The sequence below is a fragment of the Streptosporangium sp. NPDC053982 genome (assembly GCF_055585205.1).
Genome location: NZ_JBVJKQ010000001.1, coordinates 200,075 through 219,057, shown reverse-complemented (window position 1 = coordinate 219,057; position 18,983 = coordinate 200,075). Strand labels below are relative to the sequence as shown.

The following is an 18,983-nucleotide window of genomic DNA, read 5'->3' as shown; positions in this document are numbered from 1 at the left end:
AAAACGTTTACGGATGGAGGACATGTAACGCCCATGTTTCCACCAGCGTCAAGTCACAATCGGATAAACCGGACAAAGAACCGGTCAACCGCGGCCCGGGGGCCGGTGAGAGGCCGGACCAGGGGCCGGGCCGGCCGAGACCGGGGGCCGTGGCTACTTGATCGCGCCGACCGTCACCCCGCGCGTGAGGGTCCGCTGGAAGATCAGGAAGAAGACGACCGCCGGAAGGATCCCCAGCAGCGCCGAGGCGCTCGACATGGTGGCGTCCATCATCTTGTCGCCCTGCAGCACACCCAGCGCCACGGGCACGGTCTGGTTCTCGTTGGAGACCAGGAAGACCAGCGGCAGGAAGAACTCGTTCCAGGTCCAGATGAAGAAGAAGACCAGCAGCACCGCGAGCGTCGGCCTGCTGACCGGGACGACGATCCGCCACAGCGCCCGCCACTTCCCGGCGCCGTCGAGGGCGGCGGCCTCCAGGATCTCGCGGGGGAACCGGCCGAGCACCGAGGCGAGCAGGTAGGTGCCGAAGGCGCTCTGGATCACCGTGAAGATGATGATCACGGCGAGCCGGGTGTCGTAGAGGCCGGCCTGCTTGGCCAGGTAGTACAGCGGGTAGACCAGCGCCTCCTGCGGCAGCGTGTTGGCCACCAGGAACGCCACCATGATCCACGTGCGGCCGCGGACCCGGCCGACGCCGAGCGCGTAGGCGTTGAGCACCGACAGCACGACGGCCAGCACGGCCACCGAGCCGCTGATCACCAGGCTGTTCCACAGCTTGCCGCCGAAGTCCGTCCGGTTCCAGAACGCGACGATCCCGTCCAGGTGGAGCCCGCCGGGCAGGCTGAGCGGCCCCCCGGAGGAGTACTCGGCCGGCGACTTGACCGCGTTGACCGCGACGATGGCGAACGGCACCAGCATCACGACGGCGAGGACGGCCAGCGCGGCCAGGACCGCGTACTTCCGGATCATGATTCCCTGTCCTGGATCCGCAGGAAGAAGGCCGTGACCATGATGATCAGGAGGGTGAGCACGGTCGCGATCGCCGAGCCGTACCCGACGTTGGCCTTCTCGAAGAAATTTTGATAGCTGAAGTACGACGGCACGAGCGTGGCACCGCCGGGGCCGCCGCGGGTCAGCACGAAGATCGGCCCGAAGACCTTGAGCGCGGCGATCGTGCAGGTCAGCAGCACCACGAAGATCTCCGGCCGGATCTGCGGGATCGTGACGTGCCAGAACCGCCGCCACCAGGAGGCCCCGTCCATCTCGGCCGCCTCGTACAGCGCGGGGTCCACCCGCTGGAGCCCGGCCATGAAGACGACCACCGGGTAGCCGATCTGGAACCACACCATGATCAGCATCACGCTCGGCAGCGCCCAGGCGGGGTCGCCGAGCCAGTTGCGCGGCTCCATGCCCACCAGCCCGAGCAGCTCGTTGAGCGCGCCGTACCGGGGGTGCATGATCCAGCCCCAGACGATCCCGGCGACCGCGACCGGCAGCACCTGCGGCAGGTAGTACGCCGCCCGCAGCGCGCCGGCCGTACGGGGGCCGAACCTCCTGCCGACGTGGTCGAACAGCGCGGCCGCCAGGACCAGCCCGATCGCGGTCGGGACGATCGCCATCGCGACGATCAGCGCGACGTTGTGCCGGAAGGAGGCCCAGAACCGCTCGTCGGCGAACAGCCGGGCGTAGTTGTCCAGCCCGATCCAGCGCGGGTCGCCGATCCCCTGCCAGCGGGTGAACCCGATCCCGACGTTCATCAGGAACGGAACCGCGATGACGGCCGTGAACAGCAGGGCGCTGGGCAGCAGGAACACCCAGTACCCGCGGCCGCGGGGCCTGTCCATACGGAGGACCTCGTCTCGTCTCGTGGTGCTCTTCGCGCGGCCCGCCGAAAGGGGCGGGCCGCGCGGGTGACGTCAGTTGCCGAGGTCGGCGAGGTTCTCCTGGTACGGCCCGGCGAGCTCCTCCAGGACCTGGTCCGGCTTCTTCGTGCCGTTGATCAGGTTCTGCACGCCGGAGACCAGCACGTCGTAGTAGCCCGGCGCCGGCCAGTCGGGGTAGAAGGCCAGCCCGTCGGCGCCGGAGAGCTCCGTGAAGTTCTCGATCAGCTCCTTGTTGCGGGCGTCGGTGATCGCCGCGGGGTCGGCCGCGACCGGGATGCCGCCTGCGTTCCCGAGCAGGTTCTGCACGTCCTTCTTCATCGTGATGTCGATGAAGTCGTAGGCGAGGTCCTTGTTGCGGGCGTTGGCGGGGACGACCCAGATGTTGCCGCTGGACCCGGCGTGCATCGTGTTGCCCGGCCAGAGGAACGTGCCCCACTCGAAGTCCTTGATGTCGGTGGCGAACCGGCCGAACCACCAGCTTCCGGTCACCGCCATCGGGTACTTGCCGGCGATGAAGGACTGTCCCATGTCCTCGGCCTTGACGCCGGCCGAGTCCTTGCCGATGTAGCCCTTCCTCACCCAGTCGGCGAAGGTCTCCGCGGCGTACTTCAGCTCCGGCCCCTTGAAGTCCACCTTGCCCTTGTAGAGCTGGAAGGCGTCCACCCACGGCCGCTGCGCCCTGCTCAGCGCGAGCTGGTAGAGGATCTGCTGCGCCGGGTACTCGGCGCCGCCGACGGCGAGGGGGGTGGTCCCGGCCTCGACGAACGCGTCCATCGCCGCGGTGAACTCGTCGAACGTCGCCGGCACCTTGACGCCCCGCTTCTTGAAGGCGTCCTTGTTGTAGTAGACCATCACGTACTCGGCGTAGTTGGGGACGCCGAACCACCGGTCGCCGCCCATCACGCCGCGGTCGTCGTACTTGGCGGTGGTCTGCAGGGAGGGGCTGAGCAGCTTGTCCCAGCCCCGCTTGGCGGCCTCGTCCGACAGATCGGTCAGCAGACCCTGCTTGGACAGCAGGCCGGCGGTGGCGTTGCCCTTGTTGTACTCCATGACGTCCGGGGCCTGGCCGGAGTTGAGGATCATGCCCGCGGACTGGCGGATCTGCTCGAACGCCTTCTCCTCGAACGCGACCTTCACCCCGGGGTGGGTGGCCTCGAACTCCTTGACGGCCTCGGCCCACGCCTTGCCCATCGCGCCGTCGGCGCTCTCGTAGTGCCAGAGCTTCAGGGTCCGGGGGCCCGCGGCGGGCTCGTCCGTGTCCTGCCCTCCGCTCCCGCAGGCCGCCAGGGCGGCCAGCAGGGCGGCGACGGCCGCGGCGGTCGCGGCCGTCCTCACCCTTCTCAGCTTGAGCATGACTGCCTCCTAGACGGTGGTGATGACGACCGGGACGTCGGCGCCCACCAGCTCGACGCCCGTGACGCGCGCGCCCCCCGAGACGGTCACCCGCAGCCCGTCCCCCTCGGGGACGGTGGTGACCACGGTGTCCCCGTCGACGTCGGAGACGACGGCGCGGCCCTCGCCCACCCCGTAGGCGACCAGCGTGATCTCCCCGAACGGCCCGTCGCCCACGGCCTCCCCCGGGTCCGCCAGGACCGGGATGAGCGCGCCGTGCCGGGCGAACAGCGGGATCCGGTCGAGCGGCGTGGAGACCGTCACGTACCGGCCGCCGGTGAGCACCTCGCCCGTCCAGTGGTCCACCCAGCCGCCCTCGGGCAGGTACACCTTCCGCACGCCGTCCGGCGAGGTCATCGGGGCCACCAGCAGGTCACGGCCGAGGAGGTACTCCAGGTCGGCCTGCCAGGCCACCGGATCGCCGGGATGGTCCACGCACAGGGCCCGCATCATCGGCGCCCCGGTGCGCGCGGCCTCGACCGCCGCGGTGTAGATGTACGGCATGAGCCGGTAGCGCAGCCTCAGCGCCGCGACGGCCTCCGCCTCGACCCGGGGGAACTCCCACGGCTCCCGGCTGGTGGTGCCGTGCAGGCGCACCAGCGGCGACAGCGCGCCGAACTGGGTCCAGCGGACGTACAGGTCGTCGGTGGGACGGCCGGTGAAGCCGCCCGCGTCGTGGCTCCAGAACGGGATGCCGGACAGGCCGTGCGACAGCCCGCCGCGCAGCGTGCTGCCCATCGCCGGGTAGCTCGTGTAGGTGTCGCCGCCCCACTGCGCCGCGTGCCGCTGGCCGCCGAGGAAGGACGAGCGCGCCCACACCATGCCGTGCCCGGCGACCTCCCTGGTCACCTCGGAGACGAGGTCGTTGAACAGGAGGGTGTAGACGTTGTGCAGGTCGGTGCCGGTCATCCCGTTGGAGGCGACCGCGTCGTGCGGCACGCCCTCGGCGAAGTCGGTCTTGAACGCCTGCACGCCCTGCTCCAGCAGCGGCCGCAGCAGGCCCCGGAACCACTCGGCGGCCTCCGGGTCGGTGAAGTCCACGATGCCGCAGGGCGGGTAGGAGCCGTGCCAGCAGTCGGCCACGTAGACCTCGCCGTCAGCCTTTTTCAAGAAATATCCGTTACGAGCGGCTTCCGGGAACGCCGGGCTCAGGTGGGAGACGTACGGGTTCATCCACAGGCAGACCTTGAAGCCCATCCGGTCCAGCTCGGCGAGCATCGCATCGGGGTCGGGGAAGTTCTCCGCGTCCCACCGCAGGTCCGACCAGTGCCCGTCGGTCTGCCAGTAGGTGTCCAGGTGCAGCACGTCGCACGGGATGCCCCGCTCCCGGATCGTCCGCGCCCGGTCCAGCACCCGCTCCTGGGTGTCGACGAAGAAGCCCGAGGAGATCCAGGTGCCGAACGCCCACTTGGGCGGCAGCGCCGGCCGGCAGGTCAGCCGGTCGAACCGGTCGAGCACCTCCGGCGGGGTGGGCCCGGCGATCACGTAGTAGTCGATGAGGTCGTCCGGCACCACGATCTGCACGCAGCTGTGCGTGGACTGGCAGACGTCGAACTCCACCGGCGTGCCGCTGTCCACCGCCACGCCGTAGCCGCGGCTGGACAGGTAGAACGGGATGTTCTTGTAGGCCCGCTGCGACTCGGCGCCGAAGGCGTCGAAGTTCCACATGACCGGCCGCTGGCCGCGCTTGTCCAGCGGGGTGAACGACTCGCCGAAGCCACCGAACGCCTCGTCGGCGGGGGCGGCGAAGCTCTCGTGGTAGGCGGCCACCTCGCCGTCCGCGCTGGAGCGTCCGAACGGCAGCGTGCGCATCCGGCCGCTGATGTCGGTGTGGCCGCGGTCCTGCTCCAGCAGGGTGGCGCCGGAGGCGTCGGTGAACCTCAGGTGCCAGGGCGACAGGGTGATCTCGGCGCGCAGCGAGCCGGCGTCGACGGTGATCGTCCCGTCGCCGGCCTCCACCCTCGCCCCGGCGAACCCGCCCGGGGTGACCATGGAGATCGCGGCGGCCGACCGGGTCCGCGCGTCCGCGTCCTGGCCGAGCCGTACTCGGATCACCCCCTCGCCCGCCACGCCGACCTGGGCCACCAGCGTCTCGCCGGTGGAGGTCGCGGCCTTCAGCGTCACCGAGGCGTCGTCGGACGCCACCGCCTCGGCGGCGGTCAGCGTCGCCGGGCCCGCCTCGCCCCGGACGCGCACCGGCAGTTCCGGGGGGTCGGCGACGAAGTACTCATGCGCGACGAGGGGAGGGCGATAGGGCATTAGGGCTCCAGCGCTCGGTGTTCCGGTTCCCGAATTAGTTTGGTGTCCAGACCAACAAACGTCAACGGCGACCCTTGAGGCGGGGGCGGGAGGCAGCGGGTGCCCATCCGGAACGGAGGACCTGACGTGGACCGGCCCGGAGGCATCGGCTGGAGCCGGAGCCGTCCCCCTTGAGCTGGTACGGCGTGGCGAATGGGTGTTCGCGGTCGACCACGGAGACGATGAACAGCAGGTCCCGGACGGTCCGCGGCCGCCTCCCGGCGGCTACGCCGTACGGAGGGTACGGCGGGGGCAGCGGGTATCGGGGCGGGCGCCACGGCCCGCCGCGCGGCCGGGACGACCCCGAAGGAGGTTCCCGTGCGCCGTCGCCGTCCCGTGCCCCCGGCACCCGTCCTCCGGGCTCCCACGCCTCCGTCGCCCGTCCCCGGCGCACCCGCGTCCCCGACGTCCGCCCTCCGGGGCCGTACGTCCCCGGTGTCCGCCGTCCGGGACCGCGCGGCCCCGGACGGCGTCGCCTGCGCACCCCCGGCGGCCGCCGTCGCGGCCCTCGTCCTCGTCGCCGCGGCGGTGGCACCGGTCTGCGCCCCGATCCCGGAGGCCGCCGCGGCCGGCGCGCCCGGAGGCCGGGACGGCCCCTGCCGGCCCGGTGAGGGCCGCGACCTGCGGGACGGGGACTTCACCCGCGCCCCGCTCCCGGCCGGCCTGCGCTGCGCCGACCTGACCAGGGCCGTGCTGAGCGGCGTGACGCTCGCCCACGAGGATCTGACCGGGGCCGTCCTGCGCGGCGCCGACCTGCGCGGCGCCGACCTCACCGGGGCCTCGCTCCGCTACGCCGACCTGCGCGCCGCCGACCTCACCGAGTCCCGGCTCGGCGAGGTGCGCGCCGACCACGCCGACCTGCGCGGCGCGTACCTCGCCGACGCCGAGGCCGTGCAGGCGAGGTTCCCCCACGCCGACCTCACCGGGGCCAAGCTGGCCCGCACCGACCTGGGACAGGCCGACCTCACCGGCGCCAAACTGGTCGGCGTCAACCTGGAGGAGAGCAACGCCGAGCAGGTGGCGGCGGTCGGGGCCGACTTCACCCGGGGCAGGCTCGGCGGCGCCGACCTGAACCAGGCGGGGCTGGGCGACGCCACCTTCACCGGCACCGACCTCACCGGCGCCGACCTCGGCCAGGCCGACCTGCATGGCGCCGACTTCACCGGGGCGGTCGTCGAGGGGACCACCTTCGACCAGGCGCGCGGTGTGGACCTGGCGGGCGCCCGGGGCTTCCCGGTCGGTCTGCGCGACCCGTGGAACCGGCGGCCCCGGTCCGCGGCGTCCAGCCCCCGGGTCGGGCCGCCGGAGACGAACCTCCTGCCGGAACGGCCCGCCGTCGGGCCCGTCATGGTGGCCTTCAGCACGGCGGGCATGATCCTGCTGCTGGCGGGCTGGGCCGTACGGACCCGGTGGCGGCGCCGCCGGCACGGCTGAGCGGCGAAAGGCCCGGGACGCCGCCGGCACGGCTGAGCGGCGAAAGGCCCGGGACGCCGCCGGCGGGCATGTCGCCGTCTCGGGCGGCCGACGGCGGGCACGGCCGTACGCCGGGCGCCGGGAACCCCCGGTGCCCGGACGCTCCGGGCCGGGAGCGAAGGTCAGATGCCGCTGGGGGTCATCGGCTGCATCAGGCGGCGGGCCGCCTCGGTGATGGAGCCGGACAGCGAGGGGTAGACCGCGAAGGTGTGGGCGACCTGGTCGACGGTGAGCCGCTGCTGCACCGCCACCGAGACCGCGAGGATCAGCTCGGACGCGCGGGGGGCGACCACCACGCCGCCGAGGATGATGCCGGTGTGCGGGCGGCAGAACAGCTTCACGAAGCCGTCGTTGAACCCCTGCATCTTCGCGCGGGCGTTGGTGGCCAGCGGCAGCTTGACCACGTTGGCCTCGATCTCGCCGGCCTCGATCGACTTCTGGGTGACGCCGACCGCGGCGATCTCCGGGTCGGTGAAGATGTTGGAGGCGACGGTGGCCAGCCGCAGCGGCTGCACCGCCTCGCCGAGCGCGTGCCAGACCGCGATCCGGCCCTGCATCGCGGCGACCGAGGCGAGCATCAGCACTCCGGTGCAGTCACCGGCGGCGTACACGCCGGGCGCCGAGGTGCGCGAGACCTTGTCCACCTGGACGAAGCCGTTCCGGTCGAGGGTGACCCCGGCCTCCTCCAGGCCGATCCCCGCGGTGTTGGGCACCATGCCGACCGTCATCAGGCAGTGGCTGCCCTCGGCGGTGCGGCCGTCCTCCAGCGTGACGACCACGCCGTCGGCGGTGCGCTTGACCGACTCCGCGCGGGAGCGGCCCATGACGTTCATCCCGCGCCGGCGGTAGACCTCCTCAAGGACCTCCGCGGCGTCGGCGTCCTCGTTGGGCATCATCCGGTCGCGCGAGGACACGAGCGTGACCTCCGAGCCGAGCGAGCGGTAGGCGCCCGCGAGCTCCGCGCCGGTGACGCCGGAGCCGACCACGATGAGGTGCTCGGGCAGCTCCGTGAGGTCGTACAGCTGCCGCCAGGTGAGGATGCGCTCGCCGTCGGGCTCGGCGCCGTTGAGGATGCGCGGGGTCGCGCCGGTAGCCACGATGACCACGTCCGCCCGGATCGTCCGGTCACCGGCCCTGACCACCTGCGGGTCGACCAGCCGCCCGGGTGCCCGGACCACCTCGACCCCCTCCGCCGACAGCCTGGCCGCGATGTCGGCCGACTGCGCGCGGGCCAGCTCCTTGACGCGCCGGTTGACCTCCGGCATGTCGGCGATGACGCCGCCGGCGTCGCCGTCGGGGCCGCCGGTGTAGTGGACGCCCAGCATGCTGGCGTCGAGGAGCGCCTGCTTGCGCACGGAGCTGGCGATCAGCGTCTTGGACGGCACGCAGTCGGTGAGCACGCAGGCCCCGCCGGGACCGTCCTGCTCGACGACCGTGACCTGCGCGCCGAGTTGCGCGGCCACGAGCGCCGCCTCGTAACCGCCGGGTCCGCCGCCGATGATAACGATCCTTGTCACGTCCCTATTCTCCCGCATTACCGGACCGGTCGGCTCGCCGTCCCCCCGGAAAATCCCGGAACCCGCGACACACCGGCGAAAATCGCCGTCGGCCGAGCCTGCGTGATCGCCGGGTGGTTCTTCGATTAGTGTTTGGTGCCGTGCCTGTCTACGCCGCCTACGGCAGCAACATGGACCCCAAGCAGATGGCCCAGCGGGCCCCCCACTCCCCCATGCGGGGGTCGGGCTGGCTTCAGGGCTGGCGTCTGACGTTCGGCGGGAACGACCTCGGCTGGGAGGGCGCGCTCGCCACCATCGTGGAGGAGGCCGGAGAGCAGGTCTTCGTCGTCCTCTACGACGTGCCCGAATGGGACGAGACCACCCTCGACCAGTGGGAGGGCGCCGCGGCCGGCCTCTACCACAAGGTCAGGCTCCGGGTGCAGACCCTGGAGGGTGAGGTCGTGGCCTGGTTCTACGTGCTCGACGGCTACGAGGGCGGGCTGCCCTCGGCGCGCTACCTCGGCATCCTGGCCGAGGCGGCGGAGAAGGCCGGGGCGCCGGACGACTACGTCCGGGCGCTGCGCGAGCGCCCCTGCTCGTCCCTGGGAAGCTGAGCCCTGGGCCAGGGGACCGGATCCGCCGGCGGCGGAGCCCTCGCTCGTCCCCGGGCAGCTGAGCGACGTGCCGTCCTAACGGCGAGTAACCTCTGATGCGTGACGAATGACCCTTATGCACTCGCCGAGGACGCCGCGACCGCTCTCAAGGACGCCCTGGGAGTCGAGTCCGTCGATGTCGCCCTGGTGATGGGGTCGGGCTGGGTCCCGGCCGCCGACGCGATCGGCGAGACGATCGCCGAGGTCCCGGTGACCGACCTGCCCGGGTTCGCCCCGCCGCTGGTCGCGGGCCACGCGGGCCGGATCCGCGCGGTGCGGACCGCGCAGGACAAGATCGCGCTGATCTTCCTGGGCCGCACCCACCTCTACGAGGGCCGCGGCGTGGAGCCGGTCGTGCACGGCGTGCGGACCGCGATCGCCGCCGGCGCCCGCACGATCGTGCTGACCAACGCCGCGGGCGGCCTGCGCCCGGAGACCCAGGCGGTCGGCGAGGCCGTACTGATCAGCGACCACATCAACCTGACCGGGGCCAACCCGATCACCGGCGCCACCTTCGTCGACCTCACCGACGTCTACACCCCGCGCCTGCGCGCCCTGGTCCGCGAGGTGGACCCGTCCATGGCGGAGGGCGTCTACGTCGCGTTCCGCGGCCCGACGTACGAGACCCCGGCCGAGGTCCGCATGTGCCGCGTCCTCGGCGGCGACATGGTCGGCATGTCCACCGCGCTGGAGGCCGTCGCCGCCCGCGAGGGCGGGGCGGAGGTGCTGGGGATCTCGCTCGTCACCAACCCGGGCGCCGGGCTGGTGGGCGAGCCGCTGAACCACCAGGAGGTGCTGGAGGTCGGCCGCGCCACCGCCGCGCGCATGGGCGGGCTGCTGTCGAAGGTCGTCGACAGGCTCTGACCGACCCTTGACCCCGTCCCGGCCTCGTGAGACGGCCGGGACGCCGACAACCACCCGGCAGGGCCCGCGGAGGCGGGCCGAACCGATGACGGACCCGGCGGAGGCGGCGGGCCGCCGCCGGCAGGAGGCGACGTTGAACAGCGATCTCGTACGGCTCGCACGGGACTGGCGGGCCCAGGACCCCGACCCGGAGACCCGCGCCGAACTCGGCGCGCTGCTGGAGGGCGGCGACGAGGCGGCGCTGCGCGAGCGGTTCGGGGCCAAGCTGGAGTTCGGCACCGCGGGGCTCCGCGGCGAGCTGGGCGCCGGCCCCAACCGGATGAACCGGGTCACCGTCATGCGCGCCGCCGCGGGCCTGGCCCGGGTGCTCGGACCGGGCGGGCACGTCGTGATCGGCTACGACGCCCGGCACAACTCCGACGTCTTCGCCCGCGACACCGCCGCCGTGCTCACCGGCGCCGGGCTGCGCGCCTCGGTGCTGCCCGGCCCGCTGCCCACCCCGGTGCTGGCCTTCGCCGTACGGCACCTCGTCGCCGACGCCGGCGTGATGGTCACCGCCAGCCACAACCCGCCCCGGGACAACGGCTACAAGGTCTACTGGGGCGACGGCTCGCAGATCGTGCCGCCGGTGGACCGGGAGATCTCCGACGCGATCGACGCCGTCGGGGACGTCTCCGGTCTGCCGCTCGGCTCCCCCGGCGACGACGCCTGGACCACGCTGGGCGAGGAGATCGTGGCCTCCTACGTGGACGCGGTCACCGCGCTGCCGATCGGCGACGCCCGCGACCTGAAGGTGGCCTACACGCCGCTGCACGGCGTGGGGGCGGTGACGCTGACCGGCGCCTTCCTGGCCGCCGGGTTCGAGGCCCCGGCCATCGTGGAGGCGCAGGCCGCCCCGGACCCCGGCTTCCCCACCGTCGCCTTCCCCAACCCGGAGGAGCCGGGCGCGATGGACCTCGCGCTGGAGCTCGCCGGGCGGATCGGCGCGGACATCGTGCTGGCCAACGACCCCGACGCCGACCGCTGCGCGGTGGGCGTGCCCCTGCCGGACGGCGGCCACCGGATGCTCACCGGCGACGAGCTCGGAGCCCTGCTGGGCGAGCACGTGATCCGGAACACCTCCGGCGGCGGGCGCCTGGTCGCCACCACCATCGTCTCGTCCTCCCTGCTCGGCAGGATCGCCGCCGGGTACGGCGTGCGCCACGCCGAGACCCTCACCGGCTTCAAGTGGATCATGCGAGCCGAGGGCGGCGACCTCGTCTTCGGCTACGAGGAGGCGCTGGGCTACAGCGTCGGCACCGGCGCCGGCCTGCCGGTCCGCGACAAGGACGGCATCGGGGCGGCGCTGACCGTCGCCGGCCTGGCCGCCGCCGCCAAACGCGACGGCCGCACCCTGCTCGACCTGCTCGACGACCAGGCCCGCCGGTACGGCCTGCACGCCACCTCCCAGCTCTCGGTGCGGGTGGACGACCTGTCCCTGATCGCCGGCGCGATGGCCCGGCTGCGCGCCACGCCGCCGGTGGAGCTGGGCGGCCGGAAGGTCGAGTCCGCCGACGACCTGCGCGAGGGCGCGGGCGGCCTGCCGCCCACCGACGGCCTGCGCTACCGGCTGTCCGGCGGCGCCCGCGTCGTCGTCCGCCCGTCGGGCACCGAGCCCAAGCTCAAGTGCTACCTGGAGGTCGTCGTCCCGGTCGCCGGGGAGGTCTCCGAGGCGCGGGCTCGGGCCGCCGCCGACCTGGACGCCCTCCGCGCCGACCTGTCGTCCGCCCTGGGCCTCTGAGCCCGCCCGGCCCTCTGAGCTGAGCCCGCCCGGCCCTCTGAGCCCGCCCGGCCCCCGAGATGGAGATACGTCCATTCCGGGGGCCGGATGCCGGAGGAACCTCCATGGCGTGACCGGTCCGCCGGGTGGTTTGCTACCGGGCATGAAACCGACAACGGTCGAGGAACGGGTCGTCGTGCCCGCTCGCGAGGGACGCGCGGTCACGGTGACCGCCGGGCAGCGGGTGCGCGTCGTGGACCTGGAGGGCGGCCAGGTGGGTGACCTGTTCGCCTTCGCCGCCGGCGACCCGGCCGAGCACCTCAGCGCCTCGCACACGCGCAGCCGTACGAGCCGGTTGTTCCCCGCGGTCGGGGAGCCGTTCCTCACCGACCGGCGCAGGCCGATCCTGACGCTGGTCTCCGACACCTCCCCCGGCTGGCACGACATGCTGATCGCCGCGTGCGATCCGGCGCGTTACGCCGCGCTCGGCGTGCGCGGGACCCACGCCTCCTGCGCGGAGAACCTGCACCGTTCCCTCACCGGGCTGGGGCTGACCAGCGGCGTCACGCCCCAGCCGGTCAACGTGTTCATGCGCATCCCCGTCCAGGAGTCCGGAGAGCTCCGCTGGCTGCCCGCGGTCAGCCGCGCGGGCGACGCGATCACCTTCGAGGCGGTCATGGACTGCGTCGTGGTGCTGTCCGCGTGCCCCCAGGACCTGGTCGGGATCAACGGGAACGGCCCGTCTCCGCTGGCGATCGACGTGCTGTCCGGGTGACCGGCCGTTCTTCCCACATACCTACGAGAAGGAAGTCCAGACATGAGCGTTTTCACCTCCGGCATCGGGCACCCGGCGCTGGAAGCGGGACGGATCGGGGAGCTCACGCCGACCAACAGGCTGGTGGTCTCGCCGATGACCAGGGTCTCGGCGGCCCCGGACGGCACGCCGACCGACGAGATGGCCGAGTACTACGCCGAGTTCGCCCGAGGCGGGTTCGGGCTGGTGATCACCGAGGGCACCTACACCGACACCGTCCACAGCCAGGGATACCTCAACCAGCCGGGGATCGTGTCCCCGGAGCATGCGGCGGCCTGGCGGGAGGTCACCGGACGCGTGCACGAGGCGGGGGCGGCCGTCGTGCTGCAGCTCATGCACGCCGGGGCGTTGTCGCAGGGCAACCGCTACCGTGACGACACCACCGGCCCGTCCGCCGTGCCGCCTCTGGGGGAGAAGATGCCCGAGTACGGCGGTCACGGGCCGTGGCCGACGCCGAGGGCGATGGACGAGGCCGACATCGAGGCCGCGGTGCGCGGCTTCGCCGAGTCGGCGGTGCGCGCGCGTGAGGCGGGCTTCGACGGGGTCGAGGTGCACGGCGCCAACGGCTACCTGCTGGACCAGTTCCTCACGGACTACACCAACCGGCGCGAGGACCGCTACGGCGGCCCCGTCACCAACCGGATCCGTCTGGCCGCGGAGGTCGTGGCGGCCATCCGCGCGGAAGTGGGACCGGACTTCTGCGTCGGCGTCCGCCTGTCCCAGACGAAGGTCAACGACTTCACCCACCGGTGGCCCGGAGGCGTCCACGACGCCGAGACCGTCTTCGGGGCGCTGGCCGACGCGAACGCGACGTATCTGCACATCGCCAGCGAGGGCCGGGACTGGATCGAGACCGCGCGGATGGAGAACGGCGTCACGATCACCGGTCTGGCCCGCAGGGTGAGCGGTCTGCCGGTGATCGCCAACGGCGGCATGCACGACTTCGGCCAGGCCGCGAAGGTCCTGGCGGACGGGCACGCGGACTTCCTGTCCATCGGCCGGGCGGCTCTGGCCTCCCCCGACCTGCCCCGCCGCCTGGCGGACGGGACGCCGCTGGAAGACTTCGACCACATGATGCTGCAACCCATGGCGACCCTGGACAACGCGCGCCGGTGGCGGCGCTCCGCCCTGACCGGGGCGTGACCTCTTCCGAGGAGGATGGTGGCCGACATGAGTACGGACTGGTGCGGCGAGGCCGCCGCCGTCGTGACGCTGACCTTCGACGTCGACGCCGAGACGCCGATCCTCGCGCGGGGACGCCGCTACGCCGGGCACGCGAGCACGATGTCGCACCAGGCGTACGGGCCGGATGTCGGGTTGCCCCGCATCCTGGACCTGCTCGACGACCTCGACGTGCCCGCGACGTTCTTCGTGCCGGGCTGGGTGGCCGAGCACCGCCCGGGTCTGGCCGGGTCGATCGTGGAGCGGGGGCACGAGGTGGCCCACCACTCCTACAGTCACCGCCCGCCCACGTCGATGACCTTCCAGGAGGAGCGGGACGACTTCGCCCGGGCGCTGGAGGTGTTCTCCGGCCAGGGCATCGAGATCACCGGATACCGGGCGGCGCTGTGGGAGGCCACCTGGCGCACCGCCGGGCTCGTCGCCGAGTACGGCCTGCTCTACGACTCGTCGCTGATGGGCGACGACCGCCCCTACCGGCTCCCCACGGAGCACGGGGAGATCGTCGAGTTGCCGGTGCACTGGTCGCTGGACGACTGGGAGCAGTACGCCTACCTTCCCGAGCCGCACGTCGGATCGGTCATCGAGTCACCGGCGAAGGTGCTGGAGATGTGGTGCGCGGAGCTGGACGGCATGCGGCACTACCGCTCCCTGTTCAACCTGTGCGCGCACCCCTTCCTGTCGGGCCGCCCGGGAAGGGCCCTGGCCCTGCGCCGGTTCGTCGAGTACGCGCTCGCGTGCGGGGACGTGCGGTTCGCCCGCTGCCGCGACGTGGCGAGGGCGGCGGCGGCCGATCCCGGGCTCGCCAGGCGCCCGCACCGGGCGCCCGAGGCGGACCCGGAGGTCTATCCCCGCTGAGCGACGTCCGTCCCCGCCGGGCGGCTCGGGCGGCCCGTCCCCGGATCCCGGGCCCGTCCGGACGGCGCCGTCCGGAGCGGGCCCGGGATCCGGTCCGCCGCGCGGTGCGGACGCGCCGGCCCGCGTGCTCTCACCGCGAGGCCATGTCGTCGGCGCGCAGGGCCAGGAACAGATCCACCCGGCCCTCGGTGCGGTTGATGTCCCGGCCGGTCAGCTCCACGATCCTGGAGAGCCGGTTGCGCAGCGTGTTGACGTGGACGTGCAGCGCGGCGGCGGTCAGCGCCCAGTGCCCGTCATGGTCGAGGAAGGCACGCAGCGTCGGCTCCAGCTCCCCGCCCCGCCTGGCGTCGTACCTCCGCATCGGCGCGAGCACCTCGTCGGCGAAACCGCGCAGCGTCCCGGATTCCTGCAGCCCCAGGAGCAGCCGGTGCGCGCCCAGCTCGGCGAAGGACCGCACGGCGGGGCCGCTGCGGCCGCGGCGCAGGACCCGGCAGGCGTCCTGCGCCCGCACCAGGGGTTCCAGCAACCCCGCCGACCCGGTGACGACGTCACCGAGACCCGCCACCGGACGCCGCCCGGGGAACCGCTGTCCCACCGCCTCGACCAGCCGCTCCGCCATGGACGTCAGCCGCTGCCCGGAGTAACGCCAGGGCAGCACCGCCACGACGTCCTGGGTGCCGCCCGCCACCACGACCGGTACGCCCTCGGCCACGAAGAAACCTCCCACGACCTCGGCCAGACCGGGCAGCGTCGCGGCCTCGCCCTCGGCGAAGGCGACGGCGCACACCGCCAGCGGGCCGTCGGGGTCCACCCCGAAGGCCCGCAGCCTGTCGGGCACCTCGGCCGACCGGTGCCCACCGGAGAGCACCATCTCCCGCAGCTCACCGGCGAAGCGCATCTCGATCGCCTGTACGGCCTGCCGCTTGGCCACCTCCAGGCTGAGGAAGCGCGCCGCCTGCTCCAGCGCGTCCCGCTCCGCCCGGTCGAGGGTCGTCATCGGGCGGAGGCAGACCAGGGCCGCGTCGACGTCGCCGACGGCGCCCACCAGGAACAGGGTCGCGCGTCCGGCCGGTCCCACGGACACCTCCAGCGCGGGCGGCCGGCGGGCGAGTCCGTCGGCCACCTCCCGGAGCTCTCCGGCGTCGAGTCCGGCCCCCTCCGCCGCGATCAGCCGGCCCATCCAGTCGACCACCGCGAGCGGCAGATCGTGGTCGCGCCGGAGCACCTGGAGCACGCCGGAGGCTCCGGCGCCGTGTGAGATCGCGCCGGCCAGCGCGTCGCCCCTGCGGATCATGCCGACCAGCTCGCCCTGGCGTTCCTCGGCGTAGACGGCGGCGACCGCCTCGGAGACCGCGGTGAAGGGGACCGCGGGGGAGATCTCCAGCAGCGGCAGGCCGGCCTCCCGGCAGGCGTGGACCAGCTCCCGGGGCGTCGCGGGGGTCTCCTCACGCAGTCCGAAGACGATCCCCGCCGCCCCCGCCCGCGTCAGCCCGGCCACGAACTCCGCCGGGGTCACCCGGTCGAGCCACAGGCCGTTGGTCAGCACGAGCTCGCGTTCCCGCACGTAACGGGAGGGGTCCGGCAACTCGGTGTTGTGGATCCAGGCGACCGGGGACTCCATCACCCCGGCCGGGCCGGGGACGAGCACGCGCAGCTTCAGCGAGGCGTTCCGCGTGAGGGAGGACAGGGTGAACACCCTGTGAATATATCCATGTCCATCGCGATATATGGAGATATTTCTCCACTGTGAACGGCGGTGACCCGGGTGCTTATGTGGTGCGCATCACCAAGGAGGCAGCCATGTCGACCAGCGACCCCGCCCGAGCGGACGTGTCAGGGACCGCCCGCTTCGACGAACACGGCATCGAACCCATCCCCCCGGCGGCTCGTGACTCCACGCCGTGGCAGCAGTTCTGGATCTGGTCGGGAGCCAACATCGCACCGATCAACTGGGTGCTCGGAGCCCTGGGCATCACCCTCGGGCTGAGTCTGCTGGAGACCCTGGCCGTGATCGCCGTCGGCAACCTCGTCGGATGCGCCGTCTTCGGACTGTTCAACGTCATGGGGCACCGTACCGGGGTGAACCAGATGGTCCTCGGCCGCGCGTCGTTCGGCCGCAGGGGCGCCGTCGTCCCCGGCCTGGTGCAGGGCCTGCTGACCATGGGCTGGGTCGGCGTCAACACCTGGGTCGTGCTCGACCTGGTGATGGCGATCCTCCAGCGGTTCGGCGTCGAAGGCGGTGCCGGCCTGAAGTACGGGGTCGCCGCGATCATCATGGCGGTCCAGCTCGGCCTCGCGCTGTACGGCTTCTACGCCATCCGCACCTTCGAGAAGTACACGGTGCCGATCACCGTGCTGATCATGGTGATCATGACGGTGATCGCGCTCTCCAGGACCACCCTCGACTGGACGGCCACCACCGCCGTGACCCCGGTGTCCAAGGTCACCGCCGTCACCCAGCTGCTCACCGCCATCGGCATCGGCTGGGGGATCAGCTGGCTTCCCTACTCGGCGGACTACAGTCGTTTCGTCCGGGTCCGGTCCTCCGACCGGTCGGTGTTCTGGTCGACCGCGCTCGGCACGTACGTGCCGACCGTCTGGCTGGCCGCCCTCGGCGCGTGCCTGGCCAGTGCGGGCGCCGGCGCCGATCCGTCCACGCTGGTGACCGAGGTGTTCGGCGTGATGGCGCTGCCCGTCCTGCTCCTGATCATGCACGGGCCGGTCGCCACCAACATCCTGAACCTGTACTCCTGCTCGCTCGCCGCGCTGTCGATCGGCGTGCGCGTCGCCCGGTGGAAGCTCACCCTCGTCGCCGGCGCGGCGGCGTCGGCCGTCCTGGTGGTGTTCGTCCAGGCCGACAGCTTCGCCCACGCCTTCGACAACTGGATGGTCTCGATCCTGGTGTGGATCAGCCCGTGGGCGAGCATCGTGCTGGTGGACTTCTTCGTGCTCCGCGGGGGACGGATGGACGTGGCCTCGCTGTACCGGGACGACGCCTCGCCGTACGGCACGGTGAACCGCAGAGCCCTGGTCAGCCTCGGCCTCGGGCTGGTCGCGGCGTGGAGCTGGCAGTTCGGGCTCGTCCCGGCGACGCAGGGGCCGATCGCCCGCGCGCTGGGCGGCACCGACTTCTCCTGGTTGTCGGGAGGGCTGGTGGCCGGCGGCCTGTACTGCCTGCTCTCCGTCCGGGCACGCAGGGCCCACGCCGGTCTGGGCGTGGCACGCGAGGGGGCGCTGTCCTGATGGGACCGAGGATCCGCATCCTGACGACCGGCGGCACGATCGCCTCACGCCCGGCTCCGGAGGGCGGGGTCAGCGTGGCGGTTCCCGGCCACCGACTGGTCACCGCCGCGGAGACGGCCGTGACGACCGAGGTCCGCGAGGTGATGCTCGAACACAGCTTCAACCTCACCCGGGCCCGGATGCTCGAACTCGCCGGGCGGATCGTGGCCGAGGTCCGCGACCCCGAGGTGGACGGCGTCGTCGTCACGCACGGCACCGACACCATGGAGGAGAGCGCCTACCTGCTCGACCTGCTCCTCCCCCCGGGGAGCACCGTGGTCTTCACCGGAGCCCAGCGGCACGCGGCCGAACCCGACGGGGGCGGGCCGCGCAACATCCGCGACGCCGTACGGGTGGCCGCCGACCCCGCGGCACGCGGACTCGGCGCGCTCGTCGCCATGGCCGGGCTCGTCCACGCCGCCCGGCACGCGACCAAGGCCGACACCCTCGCCCCCGAGGCGTTCGCCTCCCCCGGCCACGGTCCCGTCGGCCGGGTCTCCGGCGACCGGGTCCGGATCGCCTTCCATCCCGTGCGTCCCGCCGGATTCGACCTGGCGGAGATGGCGGGCCCGCAGCCCCGGGTGGACATCGTGCCCGTCCATCCGGACGCCGACGGCGTCCAGGTGGCGGCGTGCGCGGCCGCCGGCGCCCGCGGGCTGGTGGTCGAGGCTCTGGGCGCGGGGAACCCCACGCCCGGGGTGCTCCGCGAGATCCGCTCGTGCGTCGCCGACGGCGTCACCGTGCTCGTCACCTCCCGCTGCGCCCGGGGGCCGGTGACCCCGGTGTACGGCGCGGGCGGCGGCGTCGACCTGGCCGAGGCGGGAGCGGTGTTCGCCGGGTCGCTGCGCGCACCCAAGGCACGGGTCCTGCTCGCGACCGCCCTCGCCGCCGAACCACGCCCGGACAGGGCACTGGCCCGCCTGGTCCCGCACCTCGGTCTGTAAGACGGTCTCAAAGCTAAGAGTCTCAAAGCTGAGAGTCTCATTTCTGGGACACTCGGAAATGAGTGTCCCAGAAATGAGACCATCGAGC

General features: G+C 72.7%; 15 protein-coding genes. 9 read left to right on the top strand and 6 right to left on the bottom strand.

Going from position 1 to position 18,983, the window contains the following annotated elements; all coding sequences use genetic code 11:
* Positions 1-153: 153 nt before the first annotated feature.
* From ACZ6W9_RS01005 to ACZ6W9_RS00990, 4 genes are all read right to left on the bottom strand, one after another.
* A complete protein-coding gene (locus tag ACZ6W9_RS01005; protein ID WP_389958394.1) occupies positions 154-969 on the bottom strand; it encodes a carbohydrate ABC transporter permease in 816 nt (271 codons plus the stop codon).
* Complete coding sequence (locus tag ACZ6W9_RS01000) at positions 966-1,844, bottom strand: carbohydrate ABC transporter permease (RefSeq protein ID WP_389958391.1); 879 nt, start codon at positions 1,842-1,844, stop codon at positions 966-968. The genes ACZ6W9_RS01005 and ACZ6W9_RS01000 overlap by 4 nt, the downstream gene beginning before the upstream one ends.
* A 72-nt stretch (positions 1,845-1,916) precedes the next feature.
* Complete coding sequence (locus ACZ6W9_RS00995; protein WP_389958388.1) at positions 1,917-3,236, bottom strand: ABC transporter substrate-binding protein; 1,320 nt, start codon at positions 3,234-3,236, stop codon at positions 1,917-1,919.
* 9 nt (positions 3,237-3,245) lie between these two features.
* The gene (locus tag ACZ6W9_RS00990; RefSeq protein ID WP_389958384.1) at positions 3,246-5,534 is read right to left on the bottom strand and encodes a TIM-barrel domain-containing protein; all 2,289 of its coding nucleotides are present in this window, start codon (positions 5,532-5,534) and stop codon (positions 3,246-3,248) included.
* A 474-nt stretch (positions 5,535-6,008) separates the two neighbouring features.
* Here ACZ6W9_RS00990 and ACZ6W9_RS00985 point away from each other — a divergent pair, with 474 nt between their 5' ends.
* Complete coding sequence (locus tag ACZ6W9_RS00985; RefSeq protein ID WP_389958381.1) at positions 6,009-7,007, top strand: pentapeptide repeat-containing protein; 999 nt, start codon at positions 6,009-6,011, stop codon at positions 7,005-7,007.
* Between the two features lie 161 nt (positions 7,008-7,168).
* Here the strand turns inward: ACZ6W9_RS00985 and ACZ6W9_RS00980 are convergent, their stop codons facing one another.
* Positions 7,169-8,563: an NAD(P)H-quinone dehydrogenase gene (locus ACZ6W9_RS00980; RefSeq protein ID WP_362928809.1), complete on the bottom strand. Its 1,395-nt coding sequence runs from the start codon at positions 8,561-8,563 to the stop codon at positions 7,169-7,171.
* Positions 8,564-8,703: 140 nt separating this feature from the next.
* Between ACZ6W9_RS00980 and ACZ6W9_RS00975 the strand changes: the two genes are divergently transcribed.
* From ACZ6W9_RS00975 to ACZ6W9_RS00950, 6 genes are all read left to right on the top strand, one after another.
* Positions 8,704-9,156 carry a gamma-glutamylcyclotransferase family protein gene (locus ACZ6W9_RS00975; protein WP_179819533.1) on the top strand — a complete coding sequence of 151 codons (453 nt, stop codon included), beginning with the start codon at positions 8,704-8,706 and terminating at the stop codon, positions 9,154-9,156.
* A 99-nt stretch (positions 9,157-9,255) separates the two neighbouring features.
* A complete protein-coding gene (locus tag ACZ6W9_RS00970; RefSeq protein WP_389958373.1) occupies positions 9,256-10,059 on the top strand; it encodes a purine-nucleoside phosphorylase in 804 nt (267 codons plus the stop codon).
* A gap of 133 nt (positions 10,060-10,192) precedes the next feature.
* Positions 10,193-11,839 (top strand): phospho-sugar mutase, encoded by a 1,647-nt coding sequence (locus ACZ6W9_RS00965; protein WP_389958370.1) that lies wholly within the window; start codon positions 10,193-10,195, stop codon positions 11,837-11,839.
* A gap of 142 nt (positions 11,840-11,981) precedes the next feature.
* The gene (locus ACZ6W9_RS00960; protein ID WP_470116503.1) at positions 11,982-12,593 is read left to right on the top strand and encodes a DUF1989 domain-containing protein; all 612 of its coding nucleotides are present in this window, start codon (positions 11,982-11,984) and stop codon (positions 12,591-12,593) included.
* Positions 12,594-12,635: 42 nt separating this feature from the next.
* A complete protein-coding gene (locus ACZ6W9_RS00955) occupies positions 12,636-13,775 on the top strand; it encodes an oxidoreductase (RefSeq protein ID WP_470116502.1) in 1,140 nt (379 codons plus the stop codon).
* Positions 13,776-13,802: 27 nt separating this feature from the next.
* Positions 13,803-14,669 carry a polysaccharide deacetylase family protein gene (locus ACZ6W9_RS00950; protein WP_389958360.1) on the top strand — a complete coding sequence of 289 codons (867 nt, stop codon included), beginning with the start codon at positions 13,803-13,805 and terminating at the stop codon, positions 14,667-14,669.
* 130 nt (positions 14,670-14,799) lie between these two features.
* Here the strand turns inward: ACZ6W9_RS00950 and ACZ6W9_RS00945 are convergent, their stop codons facing one another.
* Positions 14,800-16,365, bottom strand: a complete 1,566-nt coding sequence (locus ACZ6W9_RS00945) for a PucR family transcriptional regulator (RefSeq protein WP_470116501.1) — start codon at positions 16,363-16,365, stop codon at positions 14,800-14,802.
* 104 nt (positions 16,366-16,469) lie between these two features.
* Here ACZ6W9_RS00945 and ACZ6W9_RS00940 point away from each other — a divergent pair, with 104 nt between their 5' ends.
* Both ACZ6W9_RS00940 and ACZ6W9_RS00935 read left to right on the top strand, forming a co-directional pair.
* Positions 16,470-17,912: a cytosine permease gene (locus ACZ6W9_RS00940; protein WP_470116500.1), complete on the top strand. Its 1,443-nt coding sequence runs from the start codon at positions 16,470-16,472 to the stop codon at positions 17,910-17,912.
* The gene (locus ACZ6W9_RS00935; protein WP_470116499.1) at positions 17,912-18,895 is read left to right on the top strand and encodes an asparaginase; all 984 of its coding nucleotides are present in this window, start codon (positions 17,912-17,914) and stop codon (positions 18,893-18,895) included. Before ACZ6W9_RS00940 ends, ACZ6W9_RS00935 begins: the two co-directional genes overlap by 1 nt.
* Positions 18,896-18,983: the final 88 nt, after the last annotated feature.

Bases quoted from the DNA above. Each gene is read 5' to 3' on its own strand.
- ACZ6W9_RS00960 (WP_470116503.1), top strand. From the start codon at position 11,982: ATGAAACCGACAACGGTCGAGGAACGGGTCGTCGTGCCCGCTCGCGAG.
- ACZ6W9_RS01000 (WP_389958391.1), bottom strand. From the start codon at position 1,844: ATGGACAGGCCCCGCGGCCGCGGGTACTGGGTGTTCCTGCTGCCCAGC.
- ACZ6W9_RS00940 (WP_470116500.1), top strand. From the start codon at position 16,470: ATGTCGACCAGCGACCCCGCCCGAGCGGACGTGTCAGGGACCGCCCGC.
- ACZ6W9_RS00935 (WP_470116499.1), top strand. From the start codon at position 17,912: ATGGGACCGAGGATCCGCATCCTGACGACCGGCGGCACGATCGCCTCA.
- ACZ6W9_RS00990 (WP_389958384.1), bottom strand. From the start codon at position 5,534: ATGCCCTATCGCCCTCCCCTCGTCGCGCATGAGTACTTCGTCGCCGAC.
- ACZ6W9_RS00950 (WP_389958360.1), top strand. From the start codon at position 13,803: ATGAGTACGGACTGGTGCGGCGAGGCCGCCGCCGTCGTGACGCTGACC.
- ACZ6W9_RS01005 (WP_389958394.1), bottom strand. From the start codon at position 969: ATGATCCGGAAGTACGCGGTCCTGGCCGCGCTGGCCGTCCTCGCCGTC.
- ACZ6W9_RS00955 (WP_470116502.1), top strand. From the start codon at position 12,636: ATGAGCGTTTTCACCTCCGGCATCGGGCACCCGGCGCTGGAAGCGGGA.
- ACZ6W9_RS00995 (WP_389958388.1), bottom strand. From the start codon at position 3,236: ATGCTCAAGCTGAGAAGGGTGAGGACGGCCGCGACCGCCGCGGCCGTC.